This is a genomic window from Vibrio sp. J1-1 (assembly GCF_021728395.1).
Classification (GTDB): Bacteria; Pseudomonadota; Gammaproteobacteria; order Enterobacterales; family Vibrionaceae; genus Vibrio.
The window spans coordinates 209,891-232,782 of sequence record NZ_JAKKCM010000001.1; the positions used below are offsets into that span (position 1 = coordinate 209,891).

A 22,892-nucleotide genomic window follows, 5' to 3' on the forward strand; every position below is an offset into this window, starting at 1 on the left:
ATGAATGACGACTTTTTTTTGATATAACGCGACAATGTTACTAAAATGTTAACTCTAAAACTTTCGCTAAATAGAGGAATGGATAACCATGGAATGGTTAATCTAGACAACGGAGAAGTCGTGCACATTTTAATTAGGGCAACAAACCTTCGCGGGTATGACAATCTGACCAGGTTATTGGGCGGAGATCCGAATTCGCTGCTCGCAAAGTATCACATACCTAACGAGCAAAGACGGGATGAGGATTCCTTTCTTATTTTTCGCAATATGATTGCGCTGCTAGAAGATACCGTAACGGCTCTTGACTGCCCTGACTTTGGGCTGCGACTCGCAAAATATCAGGGTATGGGCATTCTTGGCCCGATTTCAGTCATCGCGCGAAGCTCCGCCACAGTTGGTGATGCGCTCGACAATATATCCGACTATTTGCATCTACATTGCTCTGCATTAACCACCAAGTATACGCCTGAAACCAGTGAAAAAGTTAGCGCGATGAGGCTGGAATACACTGTCCAGGGACGCGGTATAGACTATTCAGTTCAGTGCTACGAGCTGGGTTTGGCCAATGCTATGCAGGTCATAAAGTTATTATGCGGCCATGAGTTTAAACCGCTCTCTGTGCACTTTATGCATGCTCGATTGGGAGATGAAGCCTCTTACCAAACCGTATTTGGCTGCCCTGTAAAGTTCAATCAAGACTGGTGTGGGTTTATCCTTCCCAAATCAGCATTTGCCATACCGCTCTCTAGTGAAGATGAACAAACCTGCAAACTGGCAAGGCACTATCTGGATTCACAACCCACTCCCTTTGCAAGTTCCGTATCTGGTGATGTAAGACGATTAATTCGTGCGCTGCTTCCCACAGGTCAATGCAGCACTGAAAACATTGCTGCGCACCTCTCAATGCACAAGCGAACTCTGCAGAGAAAACTCGCCCGGGAGAATACAACCTACGAGCAACTGTTAGCGAACGATCGACAAATGATAGTGACAAAGTACTTGAAGGACCCAAACCTAAAACTAAGCCAAATTAGTGGGTTACTTGGATATTCAGAGCAAGCGACGTTCAATCGTGCGTGTCGGGTTTGGTTTGGCGTTACGCCAAGGACTTACCGTGCACGACTACTAGAAGAAATTGAATATAATTAAATCTTTGAGCAAAAAGTAAAGTCACCCAACGTATTTGTTGGATGACTTGTTATTAATTTTTGCTTAATACTTAATTGGTTTCCGCATCCGCACTTGCAGTCGCACTGGCCGAAGCTTGAGAACAGTTTAAACCAAGGCTACCATTTCCCACGACTTCCAATAAATCTTCGGTACCAGGCAAATTCTCATAATGAACCATCATACCCATGGTAACGGAAGATCCACCTAAAGCGCTTGCTGAAGAGGTAGCAGCCGCTTGTGCGTATGCAGCGATGGATTGAGCGGCATTTGCAATTTGTTGCGCCGCATTAGTCGCGGAGTTAAAATCTGTCACAATAGGTAACGAACCGGATCCTAAAACAGGTAAATCCCATTCAAATGTAAGCTGCCCAGCAGCCTGAGCTTCAGCAGATGCTTCTGCCATCGCGTAGGCGAATGATGTGGCCATCGCGTCAGCGTATACTTTAGCAAGAGCAGAGGTTTGAACATTAAATACAGTGCCGCTTGTCGCACTCATTTGTGTTGTGAACTCCTCTATATTCGCACCTTGTACGTAAAATGAAGAACCACTCGCAGATAGGCCTCCCCCTTCAGCACTCGCAGAAGCCGAACTATCACTATCAGCATCAGCACCAGACTCTGAACTCGCCGAGCTCTCCGCGCTGCCTTCTACCCCGGCAACAGCAGAAGCTATCGCTTCGGTGCCAATCTTAACGGTGATCTCTGTTACTACGAGGTCAATATCCTCATCTATACCTTGGAATACACTCATGTAGGCTATTGCTATCATCTCAGCAGCTGCTTGCGCTTCTGCACTAGTATAAGCTGAAGCCTCTGCTCCTCCTTCGCTTTCAGACTTAGCAACTTGAGCAAAAAGCGTACCACTTCCCATACTCGCGTTCAGCTCGACCTGATGCACAGCACCATTATTCCCGTGCCTTGTTAGGTCCAGAGTCACTCCACCGGAATAACTGATATCTATATAAGATGAAGCGCCAGACATGGCGTAAGCTAAAGCATTAGCTGACACATCGCTATCAGAATCGTTTGCAGTGGCAGATGCCGGATTTGTGCACGAATCCGCACCGAGAATGCTCTCGGATATCGAAATCGTTGTACTACCATTCGTATTTTCTCCTGGCGGACCAGCCCACGCGCCAGTGCTCAACAGTGAACTTATCAAAACAAAAATCATTGTCTTGTTCATAGCTGTTCTTCCTTGTGTTGTGGTGACTAAAATAGCTCGAGATTGGGCCATTTAGGTTGTAAATCATTTGTAAAATTGTAGTTACACATATGTATATGCATCAGATTAAATAGGAATAACAATATGCAACTTGTAGTTTAGCGAGCGGTAAAACGTCAGCCTACGCTGTGCTAAGCTGGAGGAACGCCTCAGCTCTCATAAAGCAGAGGAGACGATGGAGTGGCAGCAAAAGGATTCAAGTCAAAGTACGCTTTGGAATATACCAGGGCGACACTTTGTTCAGATTTACCCTTAACAGCAAAAGGTTAGTGAACTGTTAATTGAAGAGTTACCAGAGTAAACAGCGATAAGAACGGACCTAAAAGAGATAGGTTTTGAACGATACAAAAATGGTATTGAGAGATAAAACTTTAGACTTTTTAATCTAATAGTAATTATTCTTTTTGGCTATATAGATGATGATAGATTTATTAATATAGCTTCATAAGGCCGAGATCACGATCTTAATTGTTTTCAGACAAGGGTAACCAGGGTCTTACATTCACATTGATAACAAACATAAGAAATCACCCAAGCACCTTAAGAGTGCTTAGGTGTATATTCTTAATCTAATGTCTTATTAAACAGCAGAAAATGCTTTAGCCACTCGGGTAACATTCTGTTCGTTTAAACCTGCTAGACACATACGGCCACTGTTAATCAGATAGATACCGTGTTCATCACGAAGTTTTTCAACCGTCTCTTGCGAGAAGCCCGTGTAACTGAACATGCCTTTTTGCTTGATTAAGAAGCTAAAATCTTTGTCCGGACACAGATTTCTTAGCTGTTCGTGCAGATTTTCACGCATCGTCAGAATACGGCGACGCATGCCTTCTACTTCACCAAACCATTGAGCTTTGAGATCTTCAGTATTTAGCACGTTCGAAACCACAACGGCACCGTGTTTTGCAGGGCTTGAGTAGTTACGGCGAACCGTCGCTTTTAACTGACCAAGAACACGGGACGCTTCTTCATCGTTGCTACATACTACAGATAATCCACCAACTCGTTCACCGTAAAGTGAGAAAGTTTTCGAGAATGAGTTGCTTACAAAGCTCACGACGTCTTTTTCTTGCGAAATTTGACGAATAACGTAAGCGTCTTCATTAATCCCTTCACCATATCCTTGATAAGCCATATCGAAAAATGGGATCAGTTTCTGTGCTTTAACCACTTCGATCACTTTGTCCCATTGCTCATTGGTAAGATCAACGCCCGTAGGGTTATGACAACAAGGATGAAGCAGGACAATACTTTGCTCTGGCAGCGCTTTTAACGTTGAAATCATGCCATCGAAATCGAGCATTTTGGTTTCGGGGCTAAAGTACGGGTAAGTATCCACTTCAAACCCAGCACCGGCAAAAATAGCATTGTGATTTTCCCATGTTGGATTACTCACCCACACTTTCGAGTTTGGAAAATAATGATTAAGGAAATCCGCACCGATCATCAGCGCACCAGAACCACCGAGTGATTGAATCGTCGCCACTCGCTTTTCTTCCAAAGCAGGATGATTTTCACCAAACACAAGAGCTTGAACCGCATCGCGGTATGGTGCTAAGCCTTCCATTGGCAGATAGATACAGGGCTGACTTTCTTCTGCTGCTAACTGCTGCTGAGAAGTTGCCACAGATGGTAGCGTTGGAATTTTGCCATTTTCATCGTAGTACAGGCCGATACTCAGATTCACTTTTTCAGAACGTTCATCCGCCATAAATTGTTCCATGAGAGACAAAATTGGGTCTCCGGCATAGGCTGTTACATGATTAAGCACTGAAATTCTCCTTGTTAATTATTAACTTGATAACGGTCTGCACGGTGATTTAAACCAATGATAAAGTTCAATATGACACCGCAGAGTATTGATAGAGCCAGTTCGATATAACCGACAACGTGCAGCGACATTAACATAATTGTCACATCTACGCCCAGTAAGAACTAACCTGCACGTAAAGCAATTTCGTCTTGAAGGTATAACACTAGACTATTAAAGCCACCCAAAATCGGCCCATAAAGTGGGTGCATATTGCTGACTTCAACAAAGTTGGATTAGGTATTGGTGATGACAAAGAGACCAAAAGGTTTTGGAAGAGCCTGACTGAATGGCCTCTTAAGAACGATAACGGGCGCATCCTGATGGATACGCCCATGGCTAGTGATTAGAGAGCCCTACTTTTGGTCTCTTGGCTCATTCATTAGCCCTAAAATCAGAGAGAATGTAGCGATTAATAAGACGATAGTGAATGGGAAACCTGTCGTCACGGCCATCGCTTGTGCCGCGCCTAGACCACCACCTAGCAACAACGCAATCGCAACTAAACCTTCAAACGTACACCAAAATACGCGCTGTGGTGTCGGTGCATCGACTTTACCACCAGCTGCAATAGTGTCGATAACCAACGAACCCGAGTCCGATGATGTAATGAAGAACACCACAACCAGAATGATACCAACAAAAGAGGTAATGCTTGATAAAGGCATAACTTCCAGCATTTCAAACAACTTCAACGGAAGTTCGGCATCTTTCACAGCTTCATAACCATCATTTACAAACTGGCTAATTGCTGTTCCACCAAAGGCCGTCATCCAGAAAACACAGACTGTTGAAGGGACAATGAGTACGCAGAAAATAAATTCACGAACGGTACGTCCGCGCGATACACGTGCGATAAACATACCAACAAATGGCGACCATGAAATCCACCAAGCCCAGTAGAATGAAGTCCAGCCTTGAGAGTAGTTGACGTCTTCGCGATTAAATGGCATCGACAATGCAGGGAAATTTTTCATATAAGACAGAATGTTGTCGAAAAAGCCCGTCAAGATAAACAAGGTTGGTCCAACAATAACTATAAAGAACAGCAATAATGCCGCCAATACCATGTTAATTTCAGAAAGGCGTTTAACGCCACCGTCCAACCCCGCAAGTACGGATATCAAAGCAAAAGCAGTAATAACAATAATTAGGACTATTTGTGTTGTATCCGTTAGTGGTACACCAAACAGGAAGTTTAAACCGGTTGCTGCTTGTGAAGCACCATAACCCAATGACGTCGCGAGACCAAATACCGTAGCGACTACCGCCAAAATATCAATAATGTGCCCTGGCCACCCCCAAATACGTTCACCAAAAACTGGGTAAAAGACTGAACGCATCGTTAATGGCAACCCCTTATTGTAAGAGAATATGGCCAAGCCTAACGCTAATAACGCATAAATAGCCCACGGATGCAAAGCCCAGTGGTATATCGTCGCTGCCATGCCTAATGATTGAGCCGCCTCTGTATCACCAGAAGCCCCACCTAATGGCGCCCAATCTGTCCGGACTCCGTTTTCAAGTACAGGCCCTGCAAGGGAAGAACTGAAGTGGGACATTGGCTCCGATACGCCAAAGAACACCAACCCAATCCCCATACCAGCGGCAAACAACATTGCCAGCCAGCCTGCGTAACTGTAGTCGGGTAAAGCCTCGGTCCCACCTATCCGAACTTTGCCTAGAGGAGAAATAGCGAGTCCAATACAAACTAAGACAAATATGTTACCGGAAAGGATGAAAAACCAATCAAGGCTAGAGGTTAACCAGGATCGCATGTGGACAAAAATCGGCTCTACTTGCTCCCTGAAAATTAAGGTAGCAAATACGAATATCACAATTGCTAACCCTGAAACCGCAAACACTCGGTTATGAATATCTAAACCAAAAGGCCCAACGGATAACACGACGTTGTCCTGACCGACTTGATAATCGGTATCTATAGGGTTTGCTTTTCCGCTGTGTTTAGGAATACCACCATTATCTTTACTCATTGAATGTTCCTTTATCTTTACACAACCTAAATAGGTGAAAGGCATGGATCAATTAACAACTACTTAATAGCCATAAGTATAAGTCTTAATAAATAAAAACATCTCGAATGCGTTCAAAACCAACTCAAAAAGTCAAAAATAAACGGCATTGGTTAGACATCTAAATGCAAGCACACGAAGCAAAAATGTAACGTATTTCAGTGACAAAGTGCTCTAAGTAACGTGTCTAAACGAGAGTATAATAGCTTTCTTTGATACATTTCAAATATGACAATTTATGAAGTAGATAACATAATCGCTCACAAGAAGCACCCAGTTATACAAACCACTAAACTCACCCTGTCACAGCTAAAATTCCATATTAAAAACCAATAAAATTTGGAACCGAGATCACTATAAGTTGAAGGTCATCACTATATGTAACAGAACCTTGTGCTACTTTAGACTTATCTAATACTAAAAAATAATAGTGCATTGTCATTAAGCGATTTTTGACACAAATAATAAGCACTAAATCGCAATTTGCCTTATTGCTGCCAAAAGGAGAACGGATGTTCGATTTTTCTTCATCCAAGCCAACTGTATTGGTTATCGACGATATCCCCGAGAACCTCTCGTTGATGTACCAATTACTTAAAGATGATTACAAGGTAAAAGGGGCAAACAGCGGCGAGCTCGGACTTACGCTTGCAGAAACTGCTAATCCCGATTTGATTTTGCTCGACATCATGATGCCGGAAATAGACGGCTATCAGGTATGTGAGCAGCTTAAATCAAATCCAGCAACCCGTGATATCCCCATAATATTTATCACAGCTAAAGCTGAAAGAGTCGATGAACAGAAAGGACTAAAACTAGGTGCCGTTGACTACATAACTAAACCGATTATCCCAGAGATCGTGAAAGCACGAGTTAACACACATGTGACGCTCAAAATGGCTTCTGATACCTTAAAAGGCAAGAATCAAATCCTAGAGCAGGAGGTTGAAAGACGAACCAAAGAAGCTTTGCGCCAAAAAGAAGAGCTTCACGCAATTCAAGATGTGGCCTTTTATGCCATGGTTTCGTTAGCAGAAACCCGTGACAACGAAACGGGCAACCACATTAAGCGTACCCAAGCCTACATAAAACGTTTAGCAGAACAATTATGCCAAAACTCGCGTTATGTTTCAGAGCTAAACGATGAATTTATTGCTCTATTACATAAATCAGCCCCACTCCACGACATCGGAAAAATAGGTATTCCAGACAATATCTTGTTGAAGGAAGGTCCCCTGACAGATGATGAGTTTCAGATAATGAAAACCCACACCACCATTGGTTACGAAGCGATTAAAAGCGCAGAGAAAGTATGCGGACAGCCAATGAAATTCTTGACGGTCGCAAAAGAGATCGCTTACTCACATCACGAACGCTGGGATGGTGAAGGATACCCATTAGGTCTTGCTGGTGAGCAAATTCCATTGTCCGCCCGACTCATGTCGTTAGCAGACGTCTATGATGCGCTAATCAACAAACGAGTTTACAAACCTGCCTTTTCACATTCAGACGCAGTGAAGATCATTTTGTCGGGGAAAGGAGCTCAGTTTGACCCTGCTATCACCGAAGCCTTCGCTGAAATTGCTGACGAATTCGATGCAATAGCACAAAAATACACTGATTAGATAAGACGAGTTCTTATGGAAGCTGCTGGAACAAGAATGAAAAACAAAAAAATCACCACACAATCGTGGGTGTGGCGTTCAATGGTCAAAACCGGAATCATTCCCCTCATCCTCGTGGAATCGGTTCTTATTGCCGTTTACCTGATAAGTAACCACTTTATCAGCACCGACAACATGGAGTACATTTACACACAAGTAAATGATGAGTTAAAGATATCATCGGAAAGAGAGGCGGCAATCATTCGGGAAAAACTGCTTTCAATAGAAAGCTTAACCGCATTATACAGCAACGAAACGGAACGTGTTTTATCAGAAGAACACACCATTGACCGCTCTGAAAAAGTTAACCTTGCAGTTAGCGAAGATGGCGTCTTGTACTCTAAAGAAGATTTAGGTGGTTCCGCTTCTTTCTACTCTGGCCTTACCGCCGACAAAGATTGGGAGAAGGTGTATAAGCTTGCTCACCTTGATCCTCTGATGAAGCAAATCGAAAAAAATAACGATTTGGTTGCATCGATCTACTTTAATTCCTGGGACTCTTACAACCGAATCTACCCTTGGTTTTATACCGTCGAACAGTATCCGGCCAAAATGGACATTCCAAAGTACAATTTTTACTACCAAGCTAACGCTGAAAATAACCCTGATCAGAAAACAGTTTGGACAGATGTTTATATTGATCCTGCGGGTCATGGCTGGATGGCATCCGCTATCGCTCCAGTCTATAACCAAGGTTTTCTCGAAGGGGTTGTCGGGCTTGATATCAAAGTCAGTGACATTATCGATAGCATTCAAAACCTAGCCATTCCTTGGGGGGGCTACGCTATTTTAGCAAGTAGTAACGGTACAATTATGGCTTTGCCACCACAAGGCGAACACGATTTTGGCCTGAAAGAACTCACTGAGCACAGCTACCAGCAAGCAATCACCAAAGAAGTTTTTAAGCCTGACGCGTTTAACTTACATAAACGCGACGACACCGCTGATTTGAGTATGCGTTTACTCAAGAACAACAACGGATTCATGCAGCTTACACTGAATGGTGAAAATAAGTTGCTCTCTTGGTCGACAATACCTGAAACCCAGTGGCGCTTATTGATGATTGTTGATGAGAACGAAATGTATGCAACTTCTCGTGCGCTAGAGGAAAAATACCAAAACATTGGTTATATTCTTATCTTCGGTTTAGTCACCTTCTACACTCTATTCTTGATCCTTATCTGGCGTTCTTCCAAGAAGATGAGCGAATTTATTGCTAAGCCATTAACCCAGATCCAGAGCATGGTAAATCAAGTCGGGCTTGGTGACTTTAATTTGGCTCATGAAGGTTTCCGTTTAAAAGAGCTTAACGAAACAGCAAACGCAATCATACACATGGGCGGCAAATTGGATAGGCTGACCTCTGAACTGACCGAGGCAAAACGGTCGGCAGAAGATGCTAACGTAGCCAAAAGCCAGTTTATATCGAATGTCAGCCATGAAATCCGCACCCCAATGAACTCGATTCTCGGGTTATCTCACATACTGCTAAATTCAGACCTCACATCTGAGCAGAAAAATAACCTGATGAAAATTGATAAATCTGGCAAACACTTACTAACACTGATTAACGACATTCTGGATCTTTCTAAGCTTGAAGCAAATAAGGTTGACTTTGAGAAGGCACCATTCGACATCCAAGCGACAATTCAGGATGTACATGACCTTTTTGAGCACAAATCCAGAAAAAAAGATGTTCATCTTATGACTAAAGTTGACCCGTCCATTCCTCAAATCGTTGGGGATCAACTTCGTATTAAGCAAATCCTCCTGAACTATGTCAGTAATGCCATCAAGTTTACTGAAGGAGGAGAGGTAACCATTGCAGTCAGTGTAATTCACAGAACCGAAAACCATATTCACTTGTACTTTAGTGTCATGGACACAGGTATTGGTTTATCTGAACACGACCAGGCCGTCGTATTTGACAGCTACCAACAGGCAGACGCCTCTACGACCAGAAAATACGGAGGTACAGGCCTCGGACTCGCTATTTCTAAGCACATTGCAGAGTTAATGGGCGGTCAAGTTGGTGTCGAAAGTGATCTAGATAAAGGGAGCAATTTTTGGTTTACCATTGAACTCGATATCGATCACTCCGGTGTATCAATAATTCCTAAGTGTAAAGAAATCTCAGAACCAGGTATCGTTAATACCACAGCTCTTCAACCGGAGTGTGATATTAAATGTTTCGAGGAATTTGAGTCCAAAGTGAACCACCTAAAGTCTTTGCTTGAAGAGTGCGATTTAGAATCTGAGTTTTATTATAGAAAGCACCAAGGTTGTTTTGAAAAACTCAACCCTGAACTGAGTTACGCTCTGTCTGAAGCGGTATCAACTTACCATTTTGGTGTCGCTCTAGATGTTTTGGTTCAAATCAAAGCCGAGTTGAGTCAATACAAAAAGACCATGGCTCTAAGCGAACAAGACGTTTAATAACCAATAAAAGCAGGTACGGTGTTCAAACTCGGTGCCTGCTTTTTTATGTGGATTGTACGCACTGACTTGGTGTCCAAAACTAGTGGTGTCGATCATTTTTTCAAGGTATGTTGTATCAACAAAACTCACAAAGGAATCACAGATGAGCAGTGGTCAAAGAGATATTACCCTTCGATTTTTAGCAGAACCTAGCGACGTCAATTTTGGTGGTAAAGTCCACGGCGGCGCAGTAATGAAATGGATCGACTTGGCAGCTTATGCATGCTCAGCCGCTTGGAGCGGGAAGTACTGTATTACCGCCTATGCGGGTGGGATTCGATTTGTTGCGCCGATTCATGTTGGTAACCTCGTCGAAGTAAGCGCAAAAGTGATTTACACCGGTCGTACCTCGATGCACATCGCCATTGACGTGCAGGCGAGCGACCCCAAAGAAATGAAAAACCGTCTAACCACGCATTGTATTGTGATCATGGTTGCCGTAGACGAAGAGGGTAAGCCAACAGATGTTCCTAAGTGGGTTCCTGAATCCGATGAAGACAAAGCACTAGAGCGCTCCGCCATTACGCTGATGAACATGCGTAAAGAAATCGGCGAAGAGATGGAAGCTCACGTTAAATACCTCAAGTAATCGCTACGCTAACCCTTCATAAACCGCTTTCCCTATTTTTGTGTGAAGCAATGTCATGGTTCTACCATTTGTTTCACACGCCCTCCTCCCCTGTCATAAATACTTCACCTTGCTTTGCTTAAATCCAAGCACTAATTTGGAAATGGATGAGTGTGGATCTTGGAACCAGTAAAAACCACCTTAAGTGAAGATACATTGACCAATTTAAAAGCAGTCGAATATCAATGGGTAAGAACGATGTATGTCGAGGGTTATAGCGAGACTGAAATTAACCATTATATTCAAACGTGCTTTGGTGGTGATGTGACCTTTGCCAACCTATTTCGTCGTGTCGCACTGCAGCAAGAAAGCTTATATACCTTGCTTCAACATGTTGGGTGCGCACCTTCCAGCCGCGAGTTTTAACCGCTAACCGTTCGATCTTCCCTTCAACCTTCAGCTTTACGCGATAACTTTTATGTGAAGTGCTACGCAGGCCACCGCCAAGGCTATGTGTAATCCATTACAAAGCCGATAATCTTGGTTTGCGTACACTAACATCAGCAATTATCTAATCATTGTTACTTGTTAACTTAATCGTGGTATACGAAAGCGTGTGCGTGGGAGTTTCTCGGCGTAAAGATAATAATTATACAAATATAAAAAAACCTGAGCCGAAACTCAGGTTATGGTTACAAGGAACTGTTAGTGATTGTGTCGTAAGGAACTAAGCTAACAGCCAGCTATGCGTAACGCCAATATAAGCACGACATTACTGATCGGCGGCCAAACCAAAAGTGTAATATCAGTGCTAAGTATAAGGGCGACCTTCTGGTCGCCCTTTTCTAGTTATTCTTGTCAACCTCAAAGACCAGTTGAGATTATCCTTTTACACCACCGGCGGTTAGACCACCAACCAACCAGCGTTGAGCAAGTAAGAATACTGCAGTGATTGGCACTGCTGATAGTACTGCAGCAGCAGCGAAATCGCCCCACAAGTAGTTTTGTGGGTATAGGTATTGCTGCATACCTACTGCAAGTGTGTAAGAGTCTACATCAGAAAGTAGGAGTGATGCCACAGGAACTTCACCGATTACCATGATGAACGATAGGATAAATACTACAGCTAGGATTGGCACTGACAGTGGGAGCAATACCAAACGGAACGCTTGCCATGGTGTCGCACCATCCAGTGCTGCCGCTTCTTCCAGAGAAGAATCAATACTTTCAAAGTAACCTTTAATCGTCCATACATGCAGTGCAATACCACCCAAGTAAGCGAAGATCAAACCACCGTGAGTATTTAAACCTAGGAACGGAATGTACTGACCAAGCTTATCGAATAGAGCGTACAGGGCAACCAGTGCCAATACTGCTGGGAACATTTGGAAGATCATCATCGCTTTTAGGATGGTGTTCTTGCCTTTAAACTTCATACGAGCAAACGCGTAAGCAGAAGTTGTCGATAGCGCTACAATCAGAATCGCAGAGATACCACCTACTTTTATCGAGTTCCATAGCCATGTCATTACCGGGAATGGAGGCGGTGTAACTGTACCGTCTGCGTTGGTCACAGAGAAACCGAGCGCCAGTTTCCAGTGATCCAATGTCGGGTTATCTGGGATCATACTGCCCGTTGCAAAGTTACCTTCACGGAATGAAATCGCGATGATCATCAGCAAAGGGAAAATGATCAGTGCCAAGAATGCCCACATCGCAATATGAGTAGCCCAAACACGATACTTTAATGACTTACCTTGTACCATTGCCATTATAATGTCTCCTTAATCTTGAGCTACTTTAGTAACACGTAGGTTTAGTAGAGCCAACGCGCCAACCAACAGGAAGATAAGTGTTGCTACTGCACTTGCCAGACCAAAGTCTTGACCACCAGCACCTTCAAATGCGATTCGGTAGGTGTAGCTTACCAACAAGTCTGTGTAACCCGCAGGTTCCGATGTACCAATCATGTTTGGACCACCACCTGTCAACAACTGGATTAGTACGAAGTTGTTGAAGTTAAATGCAAAGCTTGCAATCAACAGTGGTGTCAACGGCTTAAGCATCATTGGTAATGTAATGCGCGTAAAGTTCGAGACAAAGTTCGCACCATCGATAGCAGAAGCCTCATAAAGGTCATCCGGAATCGCTTTTAGCAGACCCATACATAGAATCATCATGTAAGGGAAGCCAAGCCAGGTGTTTACAATCAAGATCATGCTTTTCGCCATGAACGGGTCAGAGAACCAAGCAGGGCTGATACCGAACAGGCCTTCAAGTAGCAAGTTGATCTCACCAAAGCTTTGGTTGAACAAACCTTTAAAGATCAAGATAGAAATAAACGCTGGTACCGCATAAGGCAGAATAAGTAATAGTCGGTAAGCAGAGCGGCCTTTTAGCTCTTCCCACTGAACCACACTCGCCAGTACCAAACCGATAATTAGAGTAAATAGTACAGTTAGTGCAGAGAAAACAATCGTCCAGATAAAGATGCTAATAAATGGTTCTTTGATACCGTCATCTTTCCAAACACGCTCAAAGTTATGGGTGCCGATGCCAACGACGAAACCTGGTGAAACTGTACTGCCAACAAACTGACCACTTTCATCAATCGGCTGGTAGTAACCCGTTTCCATATTTGGCAGAAGTGTTTCTTGAGTTTGGTTGTTATAGAGAGCTTCACCATCCTCTTGTAGCGTATACAACGGTACAACGGCAGCAAACTTACGCAGACCACTCATGCGGATGTCATCACCACTTGGGAGATGAAGGTCAACACTGCTTAATGCATCACGATTACTCACGATGGTTTTGATTTGCTCTTTCTCACCAGTCACTTCTTGGATTGGCTCAAGATCTAAACCCGTTGCAGAGAAGCCTTGTAGCTGGAAAGTAGGCGTAGCCAGCAACTCACCGTCTTTATCAATGACAATTTGATGTCCCTGCTCAGTTTTGTATAACGTGAACGGGTAGCTATCACCACTTTGATACGTTCTGTCCAAAAGTACAGTTTGAGCTCGCTCGAAAGAGAGCTGGTTTTTCGCGCTGTAGTTAGTAAATGCCAGACCTACGGTATATGCCAACGGGAAAAGAATGAACAAAATCATCCCTGCAATACCAGGATAGATGTAGCGGTGAGCGTAAGTCTTTTTACTACCAAAAATGTACAGCGCTAAAGCAGTAAGAATAATCGTAAGAAGTGCAAACGCAATCTCACCGCGCGAATACATAAGAATTGTTGCGTAACCATTAAGAGTGCCGACTGTGCCTAAAAGCGCCCATTTAATAAACACTTTTTTGCTGCTCGGAAGGTTGGCTGCTGGTGCTGTCATAGCTTTTGTACCTTGAACTGACTGCATAGGGAACCTGCTAGCGAATAAAGAATATGTATAGAAAAGTAAGGAGGAGTTACCCCCTCCTTAAAAAGGTGTTACAGAATTATTTAGTCATTTGTTTTTCTGCATCAGCAAGCGCTGCATCTACGGTTTGGCGACCGTCAACAACGTTGATGATTGCGTTCTTAGCCGCACCCCAGAATGCATTCATTTGAGGGATGTTTGGCATGATTTCGCCGTTCATTGCGTTATCCATTGTTGCCGAGATTCGAGCATCAGAATCTAGCTCACGTTGGAATGAGTTAAGTGCTACCGCGCCCAATGGCTTGTCATCATTAACTTTACGCAGACCATCGTTAGTTAACAGGTAGTTTTCTAGGAATTCTACCGCTAGGTCTTTGTTTGGTGATGCAGTGCTGATACCAGCAGTTAGAACACCAACGAATGGCTTAGAAGACTGACCTTGGAATTTAGGTAGTGTAGTAACACCGTAGTTGATGCCAGACTTCTCGATGTTGCCCCAAGACCACGGACCGTTAATCGTCATCGCAGTTTCACCTTGGTTGAACGCAGACTCAGATACTGAGTAATCCATATCTGCAGAAATTACGCCTTTGTCTACAAGAGCTTTAACGAAAGACATAGAGTCTTTCACGCCCTGCTTAGCGATACCAGCGTCTTTAACGTCGTAGCCTTCAGAAGTGTATTTGAACGCGTAACCACCATCAGCAGCCATTAATGGCCAAGTGAAGTACGGTTCTTTTAGGTTCCACATGATTGCAGACTTGCCGTCTTTCTTAAGTTTCGCGTCAAGCTCGGCAACTTCTTCCCAGCTCTTAGGTGGGTTAGGAACAAGATCTTTGTTGTAGATTAGAGATAGAGACTCAACCGCTACAGGGTAGCCGATAAGTTTGCCGTCGTAACGAACTGCATCCCATGCGAAATCAACGATACCTTCCTGGATTTCTTTAGAAGGTTTGATTTCAGCCAAAAGGCCAGCTTCCGCGTAACCACCAAAACGGTCGTGTGCCCAGAATACGATATCAGGACCGTCACCAGTCGCTGCTGTTTGTGGGAATCTATCTTGAAGGCCATCAGGGTGAGCCACTGTTACTTTAATGCCAGTGTCTTCTTCAAACTTCTTACCAACTTCAGCAAGGCCGTTGTAACCTTTGTCGCCGTTGATCCAGATAGTCAGTTGCCCTTCTTCGATGGCAGCATGAGCACCAAATGACCCCAAAGCAACAAGAGTACCTAGTGCTACAGCGCTTAACTTTTTCATGTTCGTATCCTTTGTTATATTTTTGATGTAGGGCTAGTCCATTGAGGTTCAGCCGTATTTCGACATATATCATCTGAAATAATCCACTATGTCTCATCCTCCTAATCCCTACGCCCTATCAATTATGGCGTATTTTCGTGATCTATATCGCCATGCATAGGAGACCCAAATCACAAAAAGGGCTTTTGTCGTGATCCACTTCAACTTTAGGTGGTGTGATAATGTGATTTCCGCCCAACTCCTTAATTACTCCTCCCTTTTTACTCCTCCCCGCCTACTCCCCCCACAATTATTTCGATTAGGAGGATGTGACAAATGGAACAATCTTAGAAACTGCACCCATCCAAGAGTGGATGGTAAGAACCCTTTCCCAGCAATACCTATACGTTAGGTGAAAATATGCTGGTTTTGCATTGCCATACGAGTGGAATGTCATTAATTGGTGTTGTTTGTGGTTATTTTTTCACGGGGGAGACAACGCTATTGATGTGGGGGAGAGAAACTCGTACTTGGCTGTGACGGGTAGCACTTCTTAGGACAATTGATTGAAGTGCTACCCTACTTTTCTTATCGACCACCTTAACTTACCGATTCCTACTGTTACTGCTCGCTAGATAATTCATATAATGATGAGTGGTGAAAAATAAAAATTTGATCGAGGACGAGCTACATGGCGAGTGTCACGTTAAAAAATGTTTGTAAAGCGTATGGCGACGTATTGATTTCTAAAAACGTAGATCTGGAAATTAACGAAGGTGAATTCGTTGTTTTCGTAGGTCCATCAGGTTGTGGTAAATCTACCCTACTACGTTGTATTGCCGGTCTAGAAGACATTACTTCAGGTGATTTATATATTGGTGACGAGCGCATGAATGACGTTGAACCATCCAAACGTGGTGTTGGTATGGTATTCCAGTCTTACGCTCTATACCCACACTTAAACCTTTATGACAACATGTCGTTTGGTCTCAAGCTAGCGAAAGCAGATAAAGCTGAGATTGACAAACGTGTTGAGCACGCATCAGAAATCCTACAGTTAGGCCACCTGCTTGAACGCCAACCAAAAGCACTTTCAGGCGGTCAACGCCAACGTGTCGCGATTGGCCGTACCCTGGTTTCACAACCAAACGTGTTCCTGCTGGATGAGCCACTGTCTAACCTTGACGCGGCACTGCGTGTAAACATGCGTTCTCAAATCACTAAACTACAGCGCCAATTGGGCTGTACGATGATTTACGTTACGCACGATCAGGTAGAAGCGATGACGATGGCTGATAAGATCGTCGTTTTGGATGGTGGTTATGTCTCTCAGGTTGGTAAACCTCTAGAGCTATACCATTACCCACAAAACCGTTTCGTTGCAGGCTTTATCGGTTCTCCGAAAATGAACTTCATGAGTGTATTTATTGACGAAGCCGAAGCAGAACGCGTAAAAGTTCAGCTATCTAACGGCATATCATTCTGGATTCCTGTTGACGGCACAACCGTTAACCGCGGTGACCGTATGTCTTTGGGTGTTCGTCCGGAGCATTTACTACCCGCTTCTGAAGCAGACGCAAGCATTCACGGTGAAGTGATGATTGTTGAGAAACTAGGTAACGAAACTCAGGTATACCTAAATCTTGACGGTGCAGATGCTGACGTTATATTCCGTCAACCAGATACGCTAGCTGTTGATCTCGGAGATAAAATAGAAATTGGTATCCCTGCACATCGTTGTCATCTATTCCATAGTGATGGTCGTGCATGTCGCCGCCTATTTAAAGAGAATGGCGTAGACGTCGAATAATTAATTCACCTTTACTCCTTATCAATCCCTCTCAATCGAGAGGGATTTTTTATATCTAGCCAAATAGAGCAGGCTAATCACCAGAATCCCCCATAGCAATACGCGGAATGAAAAGCGGATGCTTTTGGTATTCGCCTTTACTGTGTCTGCTATTCGTAGTTTCTCTTGACGAGTTTAGTCAGCTTTTTATCGCCAGTCGTACATTTAGCGTTGCGCATCTCAGTACCAACTGAGGATTACTAAGCAACGTGCATTGAAATAAGCACCTCGAGGTTATTTAGGTATCGCTATATAATGCGATGAAATAATCTTGAGAAGTGAGTGCTGCATGTCATCTCATCCAACAACCATTACCTTTTTTGAATTCCTGACCCCTTTGATCACATCGGGCAAAAAAACCATCACAATACGGGATAAATCAGAAAGTCACTACATCCCAAATACTGAAGTGGAAGTCTTTACTTTAGAGACAAACCGTAAGGTCTGCGATATCAAAATCCTATCTGTAACCCCACTTAACTTTGATGAAATCAATGAGTTCCATGCGGAACAAGAAGCCATGGAGTTACCCAAATTAAAGCAGTTGATTCGGGAAATTTACCCCGATACCGACACACTGTTCGTTATTGAATACCAATTAACCAAAACAAACTAGACGACTGGTCTAATTTTAATTATAGTATGTCCCATGAACACAAAGACTAACGACACACGCCAACATATTCTCGAGGTCGGATACGAGCTAATCGTAACCCGAGGCTTTACGAGTGTTGGACTTTCCGAGCTCCTAAAAGCGGCAGCGGTGCCGAAGGGCTCGTTTTATCATTACTTTAAGTCTAAAGAGCAATTTGGTGAGGCTTTGATTGAGGCTTACTTCGATCGCTATTTCCGCAAGCTAGGTGAACTCTTTACGAATACCGAGCATAACGGATACCAGCGTCTGATGAGCTACTTTGAGGAGTTGGTAAAAGTTGAACAAGATGTATGTAATGCGAACAAATGTCTGTTAGTCAAACTTAGCGCTGAAGTTTCTGATCTTTCCGAACCAATGCGACTTGCACTGCGTCGTGGAGCTGATAAATCAATTCAAGCCATCGCAGACTGTATTGATGTGGGTATTCGAGATGGTTCTATTGCAAATGGTGATAGTGCTTTATTAGCAAGGCAACTCTACTATCTTTGGAATGGCGCAAGTTTACTTAACAAGCTGTATCAAGATCAGACAGCACTGACGCAGAGTCTGACCTATACTCAAGATCTGCTGCAGAATACACGCACTTTATCGTAAGTGACTTCAACGCAGTAAGAGAACAACCCTATTAGTGTCTGTTTGAAGCTAGCCTTCTGCAGATACAAAATACTTTCCCGCTCTCATAGCGGGATATTTTGCAACAGAAACTAGACGACCGGTCTAATTTAAAGGTGAAAATAACATGACAGACGCACTTAACCGCAGAATCGTACTTGCATCACGTCCACACGGTGCACCAACAACTGAAAACTTTAGACTGGAAGAAGTGGCAAAACCAGTTCCACAAGATGGTGAAATGTTGTTAAGAGCCGTTTACTTATCACTAGACCCTTATATGCGCGGTCGTATGAGTGATGCAGAATCTTACGCGGAGCCTGTTGCGATTGACGACGTAATGGTCGGTGGTACCGTATCTCAGGTAGAAGTTTCCAATCACCCAGATTATGAAGTTGGCGAGTGGGTGCTTGCTTATACTGGCTGGCAAGATTACGCAATTTCAACTGGCGAAATGGTGATTAAACTGGGTAAAAACCCACAAAACCCTTCGTATGCATTAGGCGTAGCGGGTATGCCAGGCTTTACAGCATACATGGGATTGCTTGATATTGGCCAGCCAAAACCTGGTGAGACCATCGTCGTTGCTTCAGCAACTGGACCAGTTGGCTCAACGGTTGGTCAAATTGCTAAGCTTAAAGGCTGTCGCGTTGTTGGTATTGCAGGTGGTGAAGAAAAATGTCGCTATGCAAAAGAAGAGCTTGGCTTCGATGAGTGTATCGATCATAAAGCCGAGGATTTCGCGCAACAATTAAAAAATGCGTGTGACAACGGTATCGATGTTTACTTTGAAAACGTCGGAGGCAAAGTATTTGACGCTGTGATGCCACTACTGAATGTTAAAGCCCGTATTCCTGTATGTGGTTTGATTTCTCAATACAACGCGACTGAGCTTCCACAAGGAACTGATCACCTACCACTGCTGATGTCCAAAATTCTGGTAAAGAGAATCAAAGTACAAGGTTTCATCATTTTTGATGACTACGGACACCGTTACGATGAATTTGCGCAAGACATGAACCAGTGGTTGGCAGAAGGAAAGATCCAATACCGTGAACAACTCGTACAAGGCCTGAAATATGCACCAGATGCGTTTATGGGTCTGCTCGAAGGAAAGAACTTCGGCAAACTTGTCGTACAGGTAAACAACCCTCTGTAAATATAGGATAAAAAATGATTAAACTTCACCATCTCAATCAGTCTCGCTCGAAGCGTATTATCTGGTTACTTGAAGAGCTCAATGTAGACTATGAAATCGTGCCGTATACACGTGACAAAGTGACTTTTTTAGCTCCTCCAGAGCTTAAAAGTATACACCCACTTGGCAAGTCACCAGTGCTCGAAGATGATGGTGAAATCATCATTGAATCAGGTGCTATCACTGAGTATCTGATTGAAAAGTACAGCGATGATCAACTTGCTCCAGAGCGTGGAACGAAAGCTCATACGCAGTACTTGCAGTGGATGCACTTTGCTGAAAGCTCAGCGATTTTACCAATATTGCTGAAAGTCTTCGTAGGTAAAGAACCGGCTCAAACAGAGTTCCTATCAGGCTATGCAGATAAAGAAACCATGAGTGTTTTGAGTTACTTCGAGCAAGCTTTGCAAGATAAAACCTATCTGGTAGAGGAACGCTTAACCGGGGCAGACATCATGATGTCTTTCATCGTGGAATTGGTACATAAGTTTGGCATAGGCAAACATTTCCCTAATATTGAACGTTACGGGAAACAACTTGCCACGCACGAAGGGTTCTCAAAAGCAGAGCAAATCGAAGTTAAATACGCTTAACTATGCTCCTTCGGTGTAATAAGTTCACCGAAGGGCTTATAGCCAAATATGCTCGACATTCTTGGTCCAGAGAGAACAATTCGCCGCAGATTAGCGGTGTTCCCTGGACCAATTGTTCATCATTTACAACAGCCCCTGACGTCTAACAAGACCCTTCACATAAAAATCAAACGTTTCAACGTAGTCCGTTTCTGATTTCACCCAGTTCTAGACCATAGCTACCAACTATCACTTCAATAAGTATAATCAGCTTCCCGTTAAGTTAATTCCGTCATAGTCTTTCTTAAAGGCGCTACGCACCATTGGACTTTGTAGTTGAGAGCCAATAATCCTAACAAGGTAAGAAGAAAATAGAGGCGCAGTACGCACCTCTTATTCGTAAGGAGAAAAGTATGATTAACTTCGATTTCTTTAAACTCTTCGATACTCAAGAGTTGTTTATCTATTACTGATTTTTAGCCACCGCTTTAATAAGTACCGAGGTATCCATACGCCCAAGACCATCAAGCTGTAGGTCTGCATATTGTTCATCAACCATTTGGGTCAACGGGAGCTGCAAACCAACACGCTCAGCCTCTTTAAGGCAGAAACCAAGATCTTTGCGCATCCAGTCAATCGCGAAGCCAAAGTCGAATTTATCTTGCGCCATAGTCGTGGCACGATTTTCCATTTGCCATGACCCAGCAGCGCCATGTTTCAGTGTTTCGACCACTTGTTCAATATCTAAACCAGATTTTTGAGCCAATAGCAGTGCTTCACTCAAACCCTGTAGTACACCTGCAATGCAAATTTGATTGACCATTTTGCAACGTTGTCCCTGACCATTCTCACCCAATAGCGTGATCTGTTTTGCGTATACATCCATCGCAGGAGCAACCTGCTCAAATACATTTGTGTCACCGCCACACATAATGGTTAGCACTCCATTTTCAGCGCCGGCTTGGCCTCCGGAGACTGGGGCGTCGATAAAATGATTACCAACCTTGGTGCAAGCATCAGCCAGTTCGACCGCCAATTCTGCAGAAGTCGTGGTGTGATCGACGAATACCGCGCCCGCTTTAAGACCAACCAGAAGCCCTTCTTCGCCATAAACAACACCACGAACGTCGTCATCATTACCTACACAGGTAAATACAATGTCACATCCCTCAGCCGCTTCCGCCGGTGTTTCACAGGCAACACCGTTATACTCTTCCGCCCACTTATCCGCTTTAGCTTTTGTGCGGTTGTACACTTTTGTCTCGTAGCCCGCTTTACTTAAATAGCCTGCCATTGGGTAGCCCATCACACCCAAACCAATAAATGCTACACGTTGTTTTTCCATTGCCTGCTTCCCTAATCAACTGAATTTAGATGTTTTGTAACATGCTACTAAAGATTTCTGATCATTACACTCGCAAATTATTCAGTGTTTCATAACGAAATAGGTGAAGTGCAGGATCAGGTTTCGGTAACCATTTAAATTCGCGAGAAATACAATGTGACTTATGTCAGAATGCCCTATCACTCAATAAATCGGCAAAGTAATGAATTATCAAGCTGCTATTTTTGATATGGACGGTTTGCTTCTTGATACAGAGCGTGTCTGTATGCGCGTGTTCCAAGAAGCCTGCGAAGTACAAGAACTTACGTTTTACAAAGAGGTATACCTGTCTATCATTGGGCGTAATGCCGCAGGTATTGAAGCAATTTTCCGCAAAGCTTACGGAAATGACTTAGATCGCTTACATCAAGAATGGCGAACTCGTTACAACGCCGTGGTCAAACACCAGGCTATTCCTGTAAAAGAGGGCGTAGTAGAGCTGCTAGAATGGCTGAAAGAGCAGAATTTGCCTATCGCAGTTGCGACGTCGACGGCTAAAGACGTCGCCAAGATTAAGCTTGAACTTGCCGGGTTAAGCAAATATATCGATAACCTGACGACAGGCTGTGAAGTCAGCAATGGTAAACCTGATCCGGAAATCTATTTACTAGCCGCTAACAGACTGAACGTTGAACCTACGAAATGTCTGGCTTTTGAAGACTCAAACAATGGTGTGCGTGCCGCTGTCGCCGCTAATATGTCGACCTACCAGATCCCAGATTTGGTGGCGCCATGCGACGAAGTACGCCAACTCGGTCACGCTATCGTCCCTTCACTATACGATGTGCTGAAAGAATTGAAACAAACGCGCTAACACTCGGTCATTTAAATAAGCTCAGCCTAATGGTTGAGCTTTTTCATTTTTAGCTTAATACCAAATCGCCTGCTATTTTTTATCTGTCTCTTATTTTGTGCTGTTGCCACTCGCAACGCTTCATGTGATCAATCATAGAGACGAACGAGTATAAGTTTGCAACAAAGTGTCACCGTACCACTCACAGCACAGTTTTACGGTATTAACTCGTTGATAATGAGAATTATTGGTTCATACGAAACCAGTCAGCCAAAAATATAA

Annotated in this window: 18 protein-coding genes and 1 pseudogene; 12 read left to right on the plus strand and 7 right to left on the minus strand. The window is 43.6% G+C overall.

Going from position 1 to position 22,892, the window contains the following annotated elements; translation table 11 throughout:
- The first annotated feature begins 93 nt into the window (after positions 1-93).
- Positions 94-1,149: an AraC family transcriptional regulator gene (locus L3V31_RS00935; RefSeq protein WP_237313905.1), complete on the plus strand. Its 1,056-nt coding sequence runs from the start codon at positions 94-96 to the stop codon at positions 1,147-1,149.
- Between the two features lie 70 nt (positions 1,150-1,219).
- Here the strand turns inward: L3V31_RS00935 and L3V31_RS00940 are convergent, their stop codons facing one another.
- The 3 genes from L3V31_RS00940 to L3V31_RS00950 form a co-directional block, all read right to left on the minus strand.
- Positions 1,220-2,356 carry a hypothetical protein gene (locus L3V31_RS00940; protein WP_237313907.1) on the minus strand — a complete coding sequence of 379 codons (1,137 nt, stop codon included), beginning with the start codon at positions 2,354-2,356 and terminating at the stop codon, positions 1,220-1,222.
- Between the two features lie 619 nt (positions 2,357-2,975).
- Complete coding sequence (locus L3V31_RS00945; protein WP_237313909.1) at positions 2,976-4,169, minus strand: amino acid aminotransferase; 1,194 nt, start codon at positions 4,167-4,169, stop codon at positions 2,976-2,978.
- Between the two features lie 395 nt (positions 4,170-4,564).
- Positions 4,565-6,202 carry a BCCT family transporter gene (locus L3V31_RS00950; RefSeq protein WP_237313911.1) on the minus strand — a complete coding sequence of 546 codons (1,638 nt, stop codon included), beginning with the start codon at positions 6,200-6,202 and terminating at the stop codon, positions 4,565-4,567.
- A gap of 551 nt (positions 6,203-6,753) precedes the next feature.
- Here L3V31_RS00950 and L3V31_RS00955 point away from each other — a divergent pair.
- The 4 genes from L3V31_RS00955 (at position 6,754) to L3V31_RS00970 (ending at position 11,377) form a co-directional block, all read left to right on the plus strand.
- Entirely contained in the window at positions 6,754-7,866 is a 1,113-nt protein-coding gene (locus tag L3V31_RS00955; RefSeq protein ID WP_237313913.1) for a two-component system response regulator, read from the plus strand.
- 36 nt (positions 7,867-7,902) lie between these two features.
- Positions 7,903-10,341 (plus strand): ATP-binding protein, encoded by a 2,439-nt coding sequence (locus tag L3V31_RS00960; RefSeq protein WP_237313915.1) that lies wholly within the window; start codon positions 7,903-7,905, stop codon positions 10,339-10,341.
- A gap of 145 nt (positions 10,342-10,486) precedes the next feature.
- Positions 10,487-10,972, plus strand: a complete 486-nt coding sequence (locus L3V31_RS00965) for an acyl-CoA thioesterase (RefSeq protein WP_237313917.1) — start codon at positions 10,487-10,489, stop codon at positions 10,970-10,972.
- A gap of 159 nt (positions 10,973-11,131) precedes the next feature.
- Entirely contained in the window at positions 11,132-11,377 is a 246-nt protein-coding gene (locus L3V31_RS00970; protein WP_237314528.1) for a hypothetical protein, read from the plus strand.
- 455 nt (positions 11,378-11,832) lie between these two features.
- Here the strand turns inward: L3V31_RS00970 and malG are convergent, their stop codons facing one another.
- The 3 genes from malG to malE all read right to left on the minus strand — a co-directional run bounded on the left by malG (position 11,833) and on the right by malE (position 15,568).
- A complete protein-coding gene (gene malG, locus L3V31_RS00975; protein WP_237313919.1) occupies positions 11,833-12,723 on the minus strand; it encodes a maltose ABC transporter permease MalG in 891 nt (296 codons plus the stop codon).
- Positions 12,724-12,735: 12 nt separating this feature from the next.
- Complete coding sequence (malF, locus tag L3V31_RS00980) at positions 12,736-14,310, minus strand: maltose ABC transporter permease MalF (protein WP_237313921.1); 1,575 nt, start codon at positions 14,308-14,310, stop codon at positions 12,736-12,738.
- A gap of 79 nt (positions 14,311-14,389) precedes the next feature.
- On the minus strand, positions 14,390-15,568 hold the full coding sequence (gene malE / locus L3V31_RS00985) for a maltose/maltodextrin ABC transporter substrate-binding protein MalE (protein WP_237313923.1): 1,179 nt from the start codon (positions 15,566-15,568) through the stop codon (positions 14,390-14,392).
- Positions 15,569-16,238: 670 nt separating this feature from the next.
- Here malE and malK point away from each other — a divergent pair.
- The 6 genes and pseudogenes from malK (at position 16,239) to L3V31_RS01015 (ending at position 20,454) form a co-directional block, all read left to right on the plus strand.
- Entirely contained in the window at positions 16,239-17,357 is a 1,119-nt protein-coding gene (gene malK / locus L3V31_RS00990) for a maltose/maltodextrin ABC transporter ATP-binding protein MalK (RefSeq protein ID WP_237313924.1), read from the plus strand.
- A gap of 114 nt (positions 17,358-17,471) precedes the next feature.
- Positions 17,472-17,590 (plus strand): annotated as a pseudogene (locus L3V31_RS00995) (VanZ family protein); the annotation flags it as partial.
- Positions 17,591-17,685: 95 nt separating this feature from the next.
- Complete coding sequence (gene yqfB / locus L3V31_RS01000; RefSeq protein ID WP_237313926.1) at positions 17,686-18,012, plus strand: N(4)-acetylcytidine aminohydrolase; 327 nt, start codon at positions 17,686-17,688, stop codon at positions 18,010-18,012.
- Positions 18,013-18,045: 33 nt separating this feature from the next.
- Positions 18,046-18,645: a TetR/AcrR family transcriptional regulator gene (locus tag L3V31_RS01005; protein WP_237313929.1), complete on the plus strand. Its 600-nt coding sequence runs from the start codon at positions 18,046-18,048 to the stop codon at positions 18,643-18,645.
- A gap of 145 nt (positions 18,646-18,790) precedes the next feature.
- Complete coding sequence (locus L3V31_RS01010) at positions 18,791-19,822, plus strand: NADP-dependent oxidoreductase (RefSeq protein ID WP_237313931.1); 1,032 nt, start codon at positions 18,791-18,793, stop codon at positions 19,820-19,822.
- Positions 19,823-19,836: 14 nt separating this feature from the next.
- The gene (locus L3V31_RS01015; RefSeq protein WP_237313932.1) at positions 19,837-20,454 is read left to right on the plus strand and encodes a glutathione S-transferase family protein; all 618 of its coding nucleotides are present in this window, start codon (positions 19,837-19,839) and stop codon (positions 20,452-20,454) included.
- A 445-nt stretch (positions 20,455-20,899) separates the two neighbouring features.
- On the opposite strand, the gene L3V31_RS01020 is transcribed toward L3V31_RS01015, so the two are convergent.
- Positions 20,900-21,778: an NAD(P)-dependent oxidoreductase gene (locus tag L3V31_RS01020; protein WP_237313934.1), complete on the minus strand. Its 879-nt coding sequence runs from the start codon at positions 21,776-21,778 to the stop codon at positions 20,900-20,902.
- A gap of 202 nt (positions 21,779-21,980) precedes the next feature.
- On the opposite strand from L3V31_RS01020, the gene L3V31_RS01025 reads away from it, so the two are divergent.
- Positions 21,981-22,631, plus strand: coding sequence for an HAD family phosphatase (locus L3V31_RS01025; RefSeq protein ID WP_237313936.1), 651 nt, complete (start codon positions 21,981-21,983; stop codon positions 22,629-22,631).
- Positions 22,632-22,892: the final 261 nt, after the last annotated feature.